Origin of the sequence: Hymenobacter artigasi (assembly GCF_012275535.1) — a bacterium.
Classification (GTDB): Bacteria; Bacteroidota; Bacteroidia; order Cytophagales; family Hymenobacteraceae; genus Hymenobacter; species Hymenobacter artigasi.
This window is the reverse complement of the sequence record NZ_JAAVTK010000002.1, coordinates 209755-223347: the sequence shown is the minus strand read 5'-3', so window position 1 is coordinate 223347 and position 13593 is coordinate 209755. Positions and strand designations below refer to the sequence as shown.

Sequence of the window (13593 nt, the reverse complement as noted above, 5' to 3'; positions counted from 1 at the left end):
AATACAACTTCACCAACCCCTCATTTTCACATGAACACCTCCAAATCCCTTCTTTCTGTTCTGATGGCTTTCGTGCTGCTGTTTAGCTCCTGCGCCACTTCGCAGCAAGCCAGCTCCACGCAGCCCGACCTTTCGACTAACAACGGTACCGGTGCCCGCAAAACCGGCATGAGCAAAACCGCTAAGGGTGGCCTGTTGGGCGCTGGTGGTGGTGCTATTCTTGGTGGCGTAGTTGGTGGCTTGCTGGGCGGTGGCAAGGGCACGGCTATCGGGGCCATTGTAGGTGCTGCTGCGGGTGGTACCACGGGTGCCATCATTGGTCGCAAAATGGATAAGCAGGCCGAAGACCTGCAAAAAGACATGCAGAACGCCAAGGTTGAGCGCGTAGGCGAAGGCATCAAAATCACCTTCGACTCGGGCATCCTCTTCGATACCAACTCGGCTACGTTGCGTTCGGCTTCGGAATCGGACATCACCAAGATGGCTGCCATTCTCCAGAAATACCCCGACACCAACGTGCTGGTGGAAGGCCACACCGATAACTCGGGTTCGGATGCTATCAACCAGCCCCTGTCGGAGCGCCGGGCCCAAGCCGTGGCCAACTCCACCATCGCCAAAGGCGTTTCGTCGAGCCGCATCACCACCCAGGGCTACGGCTCGACTCAGCCCGTGGGCGACAACACCACGGCCGAGGGCAAGCAGGCCAACCGTCGCGTAGAAATCGCCATCTACGCCAACGAAAAGATGAAGAAAGCGGCCGAGCAAGGTCGTTTGTAAGCAGCATTCGTCGGGCCACTGCTGCCCGGTATGCAAAAAAAGGTCGCTCCCCCGGGGCGGCCTTTTTTTGTGAATGCAGTAGTCCTGGTCACCCAAATAGACGCATTTTCTTCAGCAACCCTGCCCGCCTGGTATGCGTTGAAATCCCGTAAAACCTCCCATCAACTTAAACCTCCTGAATTATGAAATCCCTGCGTGTAATATTCGCTTTGTTTTTGATGCTTTTCGTGCTGGCCGGCACTAGTGTGCAGGCTCAGACGCCCAAAAAAGGCTGGAGTAATAAGGCCAAAGGCGCGGCCATTGGCGGCGGTGCGGGTGCCGTGACGGGTGCCGTGATTGGCGGCGGCAAAGGGGCCCTGATTGGCGGGGCAGCCGGCGTGATTGGCGGCGGCCTGATTGGCCGCAACAAAGACAAGAAAAAAGACCCGGCCCGCTACAACGCTTACCATAAAAAGAAGTAATTCAGCCGCTATACGCCGATAGGCTATCGCGCTGATAATAGGCCCTGCCACCCGGCAGGGCCTTTTTTGTGGTTGAACGAGCCGGCTAATGTGTTGGGCAGGCCAAAAGGCGCGCTGGCCCCGAGGAGTTTGGCAAGGTGGTTGCAAATGGCGTACTTGCCGGCCTATTCGCACACCGCGATTTTTTGCTGGTATTTTTTATCCAAACCCTTTTTTTAACATGAAATTTCTTCGTTCATCCATTGCGTTTCTGTTCGCCCTGCTGCTGCTGGTAAACAATTTTGCGCAAGCCCAGACCTCTACCGTTTCGACTGCCAAGCCGAAGGGCATGAGCAAAACCCTCAAAGGCGGCCTCATTGGCGGCCTGGGTGGTGCCGTAGCTGGTGGCGTGGCAGGCCGCCTGATTGGCGGTAAGTCGGGCACGGCCAAAGGGGCCATCATCGGGGCTGTAGTAGGTGGTACGGCGGGCGCCCTCATCGGCCGCAAGATGGATAAGGCTGCCGCCGAGCTGCGCCGCGACCTCGAAGGCGCAACCGTAGAGCGCGTGGGCGAAGGCATCAAAATCACCTTTGCTTCGGGCATCCTGTTCGGTACCAACTCGTCGAACCTGACTCCGGAAGCTGCCGGCAACATTGACCAACTGGCCGCCACCCTCAAGAAGTATGCTGATACCAGCGTGGTAGTGGAAGGCCACACCGATAGCTCGGGTTCGGATGCCATCAACCAGCCCCTCTCGGAGCGTCGGGCCCAGGCCGTGTCGAACGAGATTCAGGGCCAGGGCGTAGACTCGGGCCGTATCACGGCCACCGGCTACGGCTCGACCCAGCCCGTGGGCGACAATGCTACCGCCGCCGGCAAATCGGCCAACCGTCGCGTAGAAGTAGCCATCTTCGCCAACGACAAGATGCAGAAGGCCGCCAAAAAAGGCCAATTGTAATTGTCAGAACCGCAGATTTATCGGAAGGCACGGATTGGTCGGATTTTGTAGCCGACTGAAAGTGTAAGCCGAACCGTAGTGAGATTGAAAAAAAAGCCGCCTACCCGGGCGGCTTTTTTGCGTTTGATGGAAATCGTCCACGAAATCCGACCAATCCGTGCCATCCGATAAATCCGCGGTTCTGACTTCTTCGCCGGCCGAGAAAGCCCTGGCTGACCACCAGATTCTCGACCATGTCTACGGCCACCTGCCGCCCGAGCCGCGCCGCACGCCCATGCGCGAGCTCATCTCCACCGTACTCTCGCACCGCACCACTCACGCCGATGAAGAGTTGGCCTACGACCGCATGCTGGAAGCTTTCGGCGACTGGGCCGGGGTGGAGGCCGCCCCCACGGCCGACCTGGCCCACGCCATTCGAACCACGCGCTGGCCCGATACGCAGGCCCCGCGCATTCAGGAAATCCTGCGCCGCATTCGGGCCGAAACGGGCGGGCCGTTCGACCTGGACTTTCTGGCCGACTGGCCCACGGAACGCGGCATGGCCTGGCTCACGGACATGCCCGGTATCGGCCTGAAAACGGCTTCGCTGCTGCTGCTGTTCAATTATCATAAGCCGGTGCTGCCCGTCGATACGCACGTGCACCGGGTAGCGCAGCGGGTGGGGTTTTTGGGCGCCAAGGTGTCGGTAGAAAAGGCGCACAGCGTGCTGCTGGCCCTGCTCCCGGCCGATGCCGAAACGTTGTTCAACTTCCACAAGCACAACTACTGGCACGGGCAGCAGATTTGCTTTTTCCTGAAGCCGAATTGTGCCCGCTGCCCACTAAAAGGGTTCTGTACCTACTACCAGGAGCATTTCGGTCCGGCTACGGCCGAGGCGCTGGCGGCCACGCCCGATAAGTGGGACCCCGCCGCCTGGGGCAAGCTGCCGCATTAGTAGCGCGAACTTTGTAGTTCGCGTCCCCGCGCCGTAAGGATGATTCCGATAATGCGCGGGGACGCGAACTACAAAGTTCGCGCTACTGCGCAAGCGTACCTTTACACCATGCGTCTCGTCAAGCACCCCGTCCTTTGCAACTACTACGTCACTTACCGCTGCAATGCGAAGTGCGCGTTTTGCGATATCTGGGAGAAGCCCTCGCCCTACATCACCCTGGAGGACGTGGACCGCAACCTGCGCGACCTCAAGCGGCTGGGCGTTTCGGTGATTGACTTCACGGGCGGCGAGCCGCTGCTGCACCGCCAGCTGCCCGAGTTTCTGGGGCTGGCGCGGGAGCTGGGCTTCATCACCACTGTGACTACCAACGGCCTGCTTTACCCCAAAAACGCCGAAAAGCTGCGCGGTAAGGTCGATATGCTGCATTTCTCGCTCGACTCGGCCGACCGTGATACCCACGACCTGGGCCGGGGCGTGGCTTGCTACGATTTCGTGCTCGAAAGCATTCGCGTAGCCAAGGAGCTGGGCGAGCGGCCGGATATTCTCTTCACCGTATTCCGCAAAAACCTGGCGGATTTGGAGGCCGTGTACCGCGACATTACCCAGCCCAATGGCCTCGTGCTCATCCTCAATCCCGCCTTCGAATACGGCGATGTGGAAACCGGCGAGCAGCTTACGCCCGAGGAGCTGGACTACCTCTCCGCTTTCGGCAAGCGCAAGGGCGTGTACCTGAACGAAGCGTTTATCGAGCTGCGGCGCGATGGCGGCAATCACATTGCCGCGCCCGTGTGCCGGGCCGCCAGCACCACGCTGGTCATTTCGCCCAGCAACGAGCTGGTGCTGCCCTGCTACCACCTCGGCGAGCAGAAATTCCCCATCGACGGCAAGCTGTTCGACCTCTACAACGCCCCCGAAACTCAACGCTTGGCCGCCCTGGAAGGCCGCCTGCCCGCCTGTGAGGGCTGTACCATCAACTGCTACATGCAGCCCAGCTTCGCGGTCGAAACCAGTAAGTATTTCTGGCAGGCGCTGCCGAGTACGCTGAAGTATAATTGGGAGAAAGGCACCTGGAAGCGGCTACTTGTGAGGTAAGCTTTAGCTTGCCGTCTCATTGCCGATACGGCAAGCTAAAGCTTACCTCACAACTCATGCCCGCTCTAATTCTCCCCGTTCACGGCATCTCGCCCACCATTCCCGCCGACTGCTTCGTTGCCGATAACGCCACCATCATCGGCGATGTCGTCCTTGGCTCAAAATGTACCGTCTGGTTCACGGCCGTTATTCGCGGCGACGTGCACAGCATCCGCATCGGCGACGAAACCAATATCCAGGATGGGGCGGTGCTGCACTGCACCTACCAGCAAGCTCCGCTCAGCATCGGCAGCCGCGTCAGTATCGGGCATCGGGCGATGGTGCACGGCTGCACCGTGGAGGACGACGTGCTCATCGGCATGGGAGCCATCGTGATGGACCATGCCGTGGTGGGCACCGGCTGCATCGTCGCGGCCGGGGCCGTGGTGCTCGAAAATTTCGTATGCGAGCCGGGCTTTCTATACGCGGGAGTGCCCGCCAAAAAGATTAAGCCCGTGACGGAGAAGCAGCGCGAGGGGCTGAAGCGCACGGCTGCTAATTACCAGACCTATGCCAGCTGGTTGGACAATTAAAAATGAAGAATTAAGAATGGCCCTCCTGCATCGTCAGGAGGGCCATTCTTAATTCTTCATTCCCTTTACACCTCGTCGCTTAACTCGCCGCGCGGGGCCTCGCGCTCGGCGTGGGTGGTCACGCGGAGTTGCACCAGCTCCACGGCGCGGCGCGAGCGTTGCAGCACGCGGAACTCGTAGGGGTCGAGCACGGCCACGTCGCCCACTTCCGGGATGCTGCCGTAGATGACGTTGAGCAGGCCGCCCACGGTTTCGTAGTCTTCGCCCTCGGGCAGGGGGAAGGGGAGGTACTCGTTGGCGTCGGAGATGGGGGTGGCGGGGTTCACGCGGTATTCGTCTTCGGCCACTTTCTCCACTACGGGCACTTCGTTGTCGTACTCGTCCTGGATTTCGCCCACCAGCTCTTCCATAATGTCCTCGATGGTGACAATGCCCGACACGCCGCCGAACTCGTCGCTCACCACGGCCATCACAATGTGCTTGCGCTGAAACTGGCGCAGCAGGCGGTTGATTTTCTTGGTTTCGGGCACGAAGTAGGGTGGGCGCATGATGCGGGCCAAATCCACGGCCTCGCCGCGCCGGATGATGGGCAGCAAGTCCTTCACGTTGAGCACGCCCACTATGTTGTCAATATTGCCCTCGAACACCGGCATGCGCGAAAAGCCTTCGGCAAAGATGAGGTCCAGAATCTGGTCGACGGGCGCGTTCACATCCAGCGCCGAGAGCTTGGTGCGGGGCACCATAATCTGCTTCACCATGCGGTCGTTGAACTGGAACACGTTTTCCAGCAGCTCGTGCTCGGAATCCTGAATTTCGCCGGTTTCCTTGCTCTGGTCGATGAGCAGGCGGAGCTCGTCGGACGTGTGCGCCTCCGTGCCGTGCACGTTCTGAATGCCCACCGCGCCCAGCAGCAGGTTGCTGGCCTTGGAGAGGAACCAAGTGAGGGGCCGCGTGATGTAGTAGAAGCCGCGCAGCGGCAGCACCAGGGCCAGGCTCACCGCCTCGGGCCGCTGAATGGCCAGCGCCTTCGGAAACAGCTCGCCAAAGAGCACGTGCATGAACGTGAGGACAATCAGCCCCATGCCCACGGCCAGGCTGTGCGCCGTGATGGGCGAAATAGGCAGGCCCAGCCGCGGCAGGAAGCCCAGAAAAATTTCCGTGAACAGCTCTTCGCCCACCGCACCCAGTAGCAGCGAGGCAATGGTGACGCCCAATTGCGTGGCCGACAGGTAGTCGTAGAGCTTGTGCAGCACGCCCAGCGCCAGGCCGGCCAACCGGCTGCCCTCCTTGGTTTTAATTTCCAGCTGCGAGAGGCGCACGCGAATCAGCGAGAATTCGGCGGCCACGAAAAATCCGTTCACCAAAACGAGGAAAACGGTCAAAAGTATTTGTAAACCCATGTCTGCGGCCCCCGCGACGCGGTCGGTCTGGAAGCCTTTGTAGGCCAAAAGTACGCAGTTTGGCGCAGGTGGTTGGCTTGCTGAACTTTTAACTCATCGGTTTGTCATTCAACGAGGCTTAATTTTGTGCTCTGAAGTAGGTGTAAGCTATAGCCGGGTGAAGCGACTACCCATGGCCTCCAACCGGGGTAATTGCAACGAGAGCGGCCCTTTGCCGGTTAGGAAGAAGCCAGGCGTGGCCAATCACAACGCGTCATTCAAATACAATGAAGAATTTTCGGATATTAACTGCAGCGCTGTTTTGGCTGGCCCTGATGGGCCCCGCCGCCGCTCAGATTCTCACGCCTACCCACCTGAGTACCGCCCTGAGCAAGCCCACCGCCAAAGTGGGCGAGGAGGTCGAATTAATTATCAACGCCCGCATCGACGACAAGTGGCACCTCTATGCCTCCGACTTCAGCGATGAGGTAGGTCCCGTGGTATTCACGCTCAAGTTCAAGCCCAGCCCGGCCTATGCGCTGGTGGGCAAGCTCCAGGCCATCAAGTCGCACCACGAGCAGGACGAGATTTTCAAGGGCGAAGTCGCCTTCTGGGAAAAAACCGGCCAGATGCGCCAGCGCATCAAAATCCTGCAGCCCGGCGCGCTCACCATCGCGGCCGATGCCGACTACCAAAGCTGCACTACCGTGGACGGCAAATGCGTGCCCGGCAGCGAAACCCTGAAATTCGGCCCGCTGACGGCCACCGGCGCGGCCGCTCCGGTCAAAGCCACCGGGGCCGTGCCGCCCGCCGCCACGCCTACCACAGCGGCGGTAGCGGCTGCCCCAACTGCCGCCGCCCCCGCCGCTGTGCAGGCGACCGCCCCGGCCGGTGATACGGCTGCCCAGGCAGCCACTGCAGCAGTTGTGCCCGCCCCAGCCACCAGCGCCACCCCCGAAGCCACGGCCGTCGCGCCCGCGCCCGCCGTGGCCAGCGTAGCCCTCGCCGCCGACCCCGTGAACAAAGCCGGCGGCCTGTGGGCCTTCGCGCTGCTGGCCTTCACCTTTGGCCTGGCCGCGCTGGTCACGCCCTGCGTGTTCCCGATGGTGCCAATGACAGTTTCACTTTTCACCAGCGGCAACGACAGCCGCCAGCGCGGCATTTTCAAGGCGCTGGTGTACGGGGCCAGCATCATCGGCATTTATGTGCTGATGGGCGTGCTGGTGTCGGTGCTGCTGGGCGAAGACGGCCCCAACCTCATTGCCACGCACTGGATTCCGAACCTGATATTTTTCGTCGTCTTCGTCGTGTTCGGCCTGTCGTTTCTGGGCTTGTTTGAAATTACGCTACCCCACCAGATTGTGAATTCGGTGGACGCGCAGGCCGATAAAGGCGGCTGGGCCGGCATCTTCTTCATGGCCCTTACGCTGGTGGTGGTGTCGTTTTCGTGCACCGCGCCCATTGTGGGCAGCATTCTGAGCATGGCCGCGCGCGGCGAGCGCATCACGCCCATTGTGGGCATGCTGGGCTTTTCGCTGGCGTTTGCGCTACCGTTCACGCTGTTTGCCATTTTCCCTTCGTGGCTGAAAAGCCTGCCCCGTTCCGGCGGCTGGCTGAACACGGTGAAGGTGGTGCTGGGCTTCATTGAGCTGATGCTGGCCCTCAAATTTCTGAGCACCGCCGACCTGGCCTACCACTGGCACCTGCTCAACCGCGACGTGTACATCGTGCTCTGGATTGTGCTTTCGGCGCTGCTGGGCTTTTACCTGCTGGGCAAGTTCCGCCTCTCGCACGACTCGCCCCTCGACCACCTCAGCGTGGGCCGCCTGCTGATGGCCGTGCTGGCCTTCGCCTTCACCGTGTACCTGGTGCCGGGCCTGTTTGGCGCGCCGCTGCCGCTGCTGGCCGGCTACCTGCCGCCCCAGAGCAAGCACGACTTCTCGCTGGCCACGGCCGAGGGTGGGGCCGCGCCCGCCGTGGCAACCAGCACCACCGGGGCCGCCGCCCGCGAGACGCCCCGCTTCGGCGAATTCCTGGAGCTGCCCCATAACCTCGACGGCTACTTCGACCTAGAGCAGGCCAAGCGCGTGGCCCGGTTGCAGCACAAGCCCATTTTTATCGATTTCACCGGCCATGCCTGCGTGAACTGCCGCAAGATGGAAGCTACGGTGTGGAGCGACCCGCAGGTGCTCACCCAGCTCCGCAACGATTACGTGGTAGTGGCGCTGTACGTGGACGATAAAACCGAGCTGCCCCAGAAGGAGTGGTACACCTCCACCCACGATAACCAAATCAAAACCACGCTCGGCAAGCAAAACGCCGACCTCCAGATAACGCGCTACGGCATCAATGCCCAGCCGTACTATGTGATTCTGGATGCCGACGATGCAACCAGCCAGCCCCTGGTAACGCCTATTGCCTATGAGCCCGACGTGGCGCAATTCAGCGCCTTCCTGCAAGCCGGCTCGAAGCAGTACCGCACGCAGCGGGCCCCGGTAGCGGCCCGCTAAAAAATCAGTTGAGCAATTCCGTGGCGGTAGCACACAAAATCCCCAAACGAGTTAAAGCACGAAGAGGCGGCCCCCACCCAGAGGCCGCCTCTTACAAGTGTGAGGTGCGCACCCACCCAGATGCGCAGCCCCGTTTTCCCCTCTTCTCCTCCGTATCCAACCACGGCCATAACAAAAGGAAGTTTCCTTTTATGAAGAACTTAGCGAATCGCACGGCCGAGGTATCAGCCTTGTTTCAAGCACTAGTAGGTTCTTATTTAGCACCGTGGCCTTCTGCCTAGGATTATGACAAATGTAAGATGTATGGTTAGATGATGCAAATAATTCTTTCATCTAACCCGAGCTTTGCAATAAATTTAATTTTAAGCGTTTAATTCAACACTCTCTCCAACTCCTTTCCGCAAAAAATGGCCAGAAATTACGAACTTGATGATACCGACCGCAACATCCTGAACTTATTGATTCAGGATGCCAAAATGCCGTACACCGAAATTGCCCGCAAAGTCAATGTTTCGGGCGGCACGGTCCACGTGCGAATGGCCCGGCTGGAAGAGCTCGGCATCGTGCAGGGCGCGACCCTGCGCATTGATTACCAAAAGCTTGGCTATGGCGTGAGCGCCTTTCTGGGTATTTATCTGCTCAAAAGCTCGGTGTATACCAGCGTGGTGCAGCAGCTCCGTGAAATACCGGAGGTTGTGAGCATTCACTTCACCACTGGCGCATATGGGGTATTCGCCCGTTTGGTATGCCGCGATACCCAGCATCTGCGCGATGTTCTCCACGACCGCATTCAGCCGATTGACGGCATTGAGCGCACCGAAACCCTTATTTCGCTGGAAGAAGTAGTGAATCGGCCCACGCAGCTGACATAGCTGCACCGGCTGAGATTGAGCAGCAGCAGCTGCCAGGATATGCGGCATTGGCCAAGCTTGAATAGCCTTGGTCAGTGCCGCATATCTGCTTTTTAATACCTGCCTGCGTGCAGCTTGCCGCCACAAGCGCGCGACGTGCCCACGCCGCTGTAATTTTGTGCCGTGCCCACGACTCCTGCCCCGCCCGCCACGCTACTCATTCAAACCGCCTTCATCGGCGACGTTATTTTGATGACGGCGCTGCTGGAATACCTGCACCAGTCCGAGCCCGCCACGCCCGTCGATGTGCTGGTGCGCCGCGGCAACGAAGGCCTGCTGGCCGGCCACCCGCACGTTCGCAACGTACTGATTTGGGATAAGAAACACCGCAAATACGCCGCGCTGTGGGACTTGCTGGGCCAGATTAGGGCGGCGCGGTATGGCCGCGTCGTGACCCTGCAGCGCTTTGCCAGCACGGGCTTCCTCACGGCGTTTTCGAAGGCGAGGGAGCGCATCGGTTTCGCCAAAAACCCATTGAGCCGGTTTTTCACGCGCCGCGTGCCCCACCAGATTGGCGACGGTACGCATGAGGTGACGCGCAACCTGCGGTTAGTTATAGTTAAAAGTGAAGAGTTAAAAATTAAAAGCGAAAAAGTAGCCGGTAAATCCGCAGAGGTTTTAACTTCTAACTCTTCACTTTTAACTCTCTACCCGCCCCGGCTCTATCCCTCAGCCGCTGATGAAGCGGCGGTAGCGCCCTATGCAACGGCCGGCCCCTATATCTGCCTGGCCCCGACGTCGGTGTGGTTCACCAAGCAATACCCCGAGGAGAAGTGGCTGGAGCTGCTGGCCGCCCTGCCCCAAAACGTGCGGGTGTACCTGCTGGGCGGCCCGCCCGACGTGGCCGCCTGCGAGCGCCTGGCCGCCGCCAGTGGCCGCGCCAACGTGACCAGCATTGCCGGCAAAATCGGCCTGCTCGCCTCGGCCGCCCTCATGCGCGGGGCGGTGATGAACTACGTGAACGACTCGGCCCCAATGCACCTGTGCTCGGCCGTGGGGGCACCCGTGACAGCCGTTTTTTGCAGCACCGTGCCCGCCTTCGGGTTCGGGCCGCTGAGTCCGGTTTCGTTCGTGGTGGAAACCAAAGAGGCGCTGGCCTGCCGGCCGTGCGGGCTGCACGGGCATGCGGCCTGTCCGCTGGGGCACTTTCGCTGCGCCTACGGCATTGAGGTGGGGCAACTACTGGCTACGTTGCCGGTTATATCATCCGAAAGTCGGCTGTCATCCTGAGCTTGCGAGACTGCCCAGCCGTACCTTTGCTTTACTTATGCTCGATTATCACATTCACGAATATCCTAACGGTATCCGCCTCTTACACAAGCAGGTACTGCACACTAAAATAGCGCATTGCGGGTTTTTGCTCGATATCGGCTCGCGCGATGAGGCCCCGCACCAGCAGGGCCTGGCCCACTTTTGGGAGCACATGGCCTTTAAGGGCACCGAAAAGCGCAAGTCGTTCCACATCCTTAACCGCCTCGAAACCGTGGGCGGCGAGCTGAACGCCTACACCACCAAAGAGAAAATCTGCTTCTACGCCGCGCTGCTCAGCACGCACTTCGAGCGGGCGTTTGAGCTGCTGACCGACCTCACGTTCAATTCCATCTTTCCGGGCCGCGAGGTGGAGAAGGAGCGGGGCGTGATTCTGGAGGAAATGAGCATGTACCAGGATGCCCCGGAAGATGCCATCATCGATGATTTTGATACCGTCGTGTTCGGTGACCACCCGCTGGGCGTGAACATTCTGGGCACCCGCGAGAGCGTGAGCCGCTTCCAGACGGCCGATTTCTACGCCTTTTTGCAGGAGCAGCTGCGCACCGACCGGCTGGTATTCAGCTCGGTGAGCAACCTGCCGTTTGAGGCGGTGAAAAAGCTGGCCGATAAATTTCTGGCCCCGCTGCCAGCCCGGCTGGGCCCGCGCACCCGCCGCCCCGTGGGCAGCTACGAACGCAAGACGCAGACCGAGACCCGGCCCATCTCGCAGGCGCACTGCCTGCTGGGCGGCCCGGCTTACTCGCTGAACGACGCCCGCCGCATCCCGTTTTTCATGCTGAACAACATCCTCGGCGGACCGGGCATGAACTCGCGCCTCAACCTGGCCGTGCGCGAGAAATACGGCCTCGTGTACACCATCGACAGCACGTATTCGCCCTACACCGATACCGGCCTGTTTGGTATCTACTTCGGCACCGAGGGCAAGCAGGTGAAGCGCACCCTAGGTCTGGTGCAGAAGGAGCTGAAGCTATTGCGCGAAAAAGCGCTGACCACCAACCAGCTGCACATCGCCAAGCACCAGCTGATGGGCCAGCTCGCCATGAGCGAGGAAAGCAACGGCGGCCTGATGCAGCTCCTCGGCAAAAGCACGCTGGACCTGGGCCGCGTAGAGCCACTGAGCGAGATTTTCGGTAAAATCGAGCAGATTTCAGCCGCTGAACTGCAGGAAATGGCCAATGAAGTGCTGACGGAGGAGCACCTGAGCGTGCTGCAATACGTGCCGGAAGGGAAATAGCCGCGCTTTGCCAAAGTCGTCGCCTCCTGTTTTTGGCCCAATTGCGGGCATCGCACCCGGCCACGAGTTCGCCAATCGGTTGGAACTGTGGGGGGCGGGTGTGCATCGCCAAACGCAGGCGGGCATCAGTGCCCGGCAGGGTGGGGCTGCGGAGTCCATCGTGCTATCTGGTGGCTACGAGGACGACGAGGATTTTGGCAGCATCATCATCTATACCGGCCGGGGCGGGCGGAGCGCCGAAACCAACCAGCAGGTAGCCGACCAGACCCTGACCGGCGCAAACCTGGAACTGGTGCGCAACGAGCAACTGGGCCTGCCCTTACGTGTGACGCGTAAAGTGACGACTGGCAGCACCAGCTTCTACCGCTATGGCGGCCTGTACCGGGTAGTGCGCCATTGGGCTGCGCCGGGCCGGGCCGGATTCCGGGTTTGGCGTTTCCGATTAGAGCTGCTGACTGAAAACGAGGCCGCTATCGAAGCGGAAGCAGCGCCTGCTTCAGTGGCAGTCGGTGGGCAGGCTGAGTTGTTTGAGTACGCCAACTCCGGTCATTTATCTGCCGCTGAGCCAGCGGCTGGCTATCACCCGGCACCGCGCCGCGAGGCTACCACCCTGCGCATTGTGCGCGACACCGCCGTGACGCGCCAGGTAAAGCTGCTGCACGACTATTGCTGCCAGGTGTGCAGTACACGGTTGGAAGGGGCCGCCGGCCCATATGCGGAGGCAGCCCACATTCAACCATTGGGCGCTCCACACCACGGCCCCGATATTCTGGAAAACGTGCTTTGCCTGTGTCCTAACCATCATGTATTATTTGACTTAGGTAGTTTTGGAGTGGCTGATGATGGGCAACTGCTCGGATTGCCGGGGGCGTTGCAGCTGCATAAAAAGCATCTCTTGAACCCGGTGTTTCTGGCCTATCAACGGGCTCATTTCTATCAACCTAATTCCGAAGCGCGTGGTAAGTAATAGCCGCCGCTGGGGGATGCTGTTCCGATTTGGCCATGTAGGCACCTACCGGCCGGGCGACACCTATTGCAACCGCATCGAGCTGGCTTTTAGTGGCGTGCACCGGCCGCGCCGGGCGGGCGTGTGCGGCACCCAGGCGCTGGGGGCCGAAAGCATTGTGCTGGCCGGCCAGTACGAGGACGACGAATTTGGCGAGCCCGAAATCCGCTACTCCGGCAACGGCGGGCGCGACCCCAAAACCGGCCGGCAGACGACGGACCAGGTGGCTACAGGCACCAATCTGGCCCTGCTGAAAAGCGTGGAAACCGGCCGGCCCGTGCGCGTGCTCCGCAAGGTGCCGGGCGAGTACGGGTTGGATGTTTATCGGTACGAAGGGTTGTATCGGGTCATTGGGTCCAGCTTTGGGCCGGGGAAATCGGGTTTTCAGATTTTCGTGTTCCGGCTGCGGAATTTTGCTTGATTTTTAGCCCGCAGAGGGCGCGGAAGGTTTGGGCGCAATGGGCCGAACATGGTTGGCCAAATGGGCCACAAACCACCCCCCCCCGGG

General features: G+C 60.3%; 13 protein-coding genes. 12 read left to right on the top strand and 1 reads right to left on the bottom strand.

The genetic code is table 11. The features are described from left to right. The first annotated feature begins 30 nt into the window (after positions 1–30). From HBN54_RS04455 to HBN54_RS04430, 6 genes are all read left to right on the top strand, one after another. A complete protein-coding gene (locus HBN54_RS04455; RefSeq protein WP_168671953.1) occupies positions 31–777 on the top strand; it encodes an OmpA family protein in 747 nt (248 codons plus the stop codon). Between the two features lie 182 nt (positions 778–959). Next, positions 960–1238: a YMGG-like glycine zipper-containing protein gene (locus HBN54_RS04450; RefSeq protein ID WP_210427946.1), complete on the top strand. Its 279-nt coding sequence runs from the start codon at positions 960–962 to the stop codon at positions 1236–1238. Between the two features lie 220 nt (positions 1239–1458). Further along, positions 1459–2175, top strand: a complete 717-nt coding sequence (locus tag HBN54_RS04445) for an OmpA family protein (protein WP_210427945.1) — start codon at positions 1459–1461, stop codon at positions 2173–2175. A gap of 157 nt (positions 2176–2332) precedes the next feature. Next, complete coding sequence (locus HBN54_RS04440) at positions 2333–3109, top strand: endonuclease III domain-containing protein (protein ID WP_317170167.1); 777 nt, start codon at positions 2333–2335, stop codon at positions 3107–3109. A gap of 108 nt (positions 3110–3217) precedes the next feature. Next, complete coding sequence (locus HBN54_RS04435; RefSeq protein ID WP_168671952.1) at positions 3218–4201, top strand: radical SAM protein; 984 nt, start codon at positions 3218–3220, stop codon at positions 4199–4201. Positions 4202–4257: 56 nt separating this feature from the next. Beyond that, positions 4258–4773, top strand: coding sequence for a gamma carbonic anhydrase family protein (locus HBN54_RS04430; protein WP_168671951.1), 516 nt, complete (start codon positions 4258–4260; stop codon positions 4771–4773). Positions 4774–4838: 65 nt separating this feature from the next. Here HBN54_RS04430 and HBN54_RS04425 read toward each other — a convergent pair whose 3' ends face one another. Next, the gene (locus HBN54_RS04425) at positions 4839–6173 is read right to left on the bottom strand and encodes a hemolysin family protein (RefSeq protein WP_168672290.1); all 1335 of its coding nucleotides are present in this window, start codon (positions 6171–6173) and stop codon (positions 4839–4841) included. Positions 6174–6439: 266 nt separating this feature from the next. Between HBN54_RS04425 and HBN54_RS04420 the strand changes: the two genes are divergently transcribed. The 6 genes from HBN54_RS04420 to HBN54_RS04395 all read left to right on the top strand — a co-directional run bounded on the left by HBN54_RS04420 (position 6440) and on the right by HBN54_RS04395 (position 13506). Beyond that, complete coding sequence (locus HBN54_RS04420; RefSeq protein ID WP_168671950.1) at positions 6440–8662, top strand: protein-disulfide reductase DsbD family protein; 2223 nt, start codon at positions 6440–6442, stop codon at positions 8660–8662. A 407-nt stretch (positions 8663–9069) separates the two neighbouring features. Beyond that, positions 9070–9534 (top strand): Lrp/AsnC ligand binding domain-containing protein, encoded by a 465-nt coding sequence (locus HBN54_RS04415; RefSeq protein WP_168671949.1) that lies wholly within the window; start codon positions 9070–9072, stop codon positions 9532–9534. A 162-nt stretch (positions 9535–9696) separates the two neighbouring features. After that, positions 9697–10803 carry a glycosyltransferase family 9 protein gene (locus HBN54_RS04410; RefSeq protein ID WP_317170166.1) on the top strand — a complete coding sequence of 369 codons (1107 nt, stop codon included), beginning with the start codon at positions 9697–9699 and terminating at the stop codon, positions 10801–10803. 37 nt (positions 10804–10840) lie between these two features. Beyond that, positions 10841–12079, top strand: a complete 1239-nt coding sequence (locus HBN54_RS04405) for a M16 family metallopeptidase (RefSeq protein ID WP_168671948.1) — start codon at positions 10841–10843, stop codon at positions 12077–12079. A 7-nt stretch (positions 12080–12086) separates the two neighbouring features. Continuing rightward, positions 12087–13046, top strand: a complete 960-nt coding sequence (locus HBN54_RS04400; RefSeq protein ID WP_210427944.1) for a YDG/SRA domain-containing protein — start codon at positions 12087–12089, stop codon at positions 13044–13046. Between the two features lie 16 nt (positions 13047–13062). Beyond that, complete coding sequence (locus HBN54_RS04395) at positions 13063–13506, top strand: YDG/SRA domain-containing protein (protein ID WP_168671947.1); 444 nt, start codon at positions 13063–13065, stop codon at positions 13504–13506. Positions 13507–13593 lie beyond the last annotated feature (87 nt).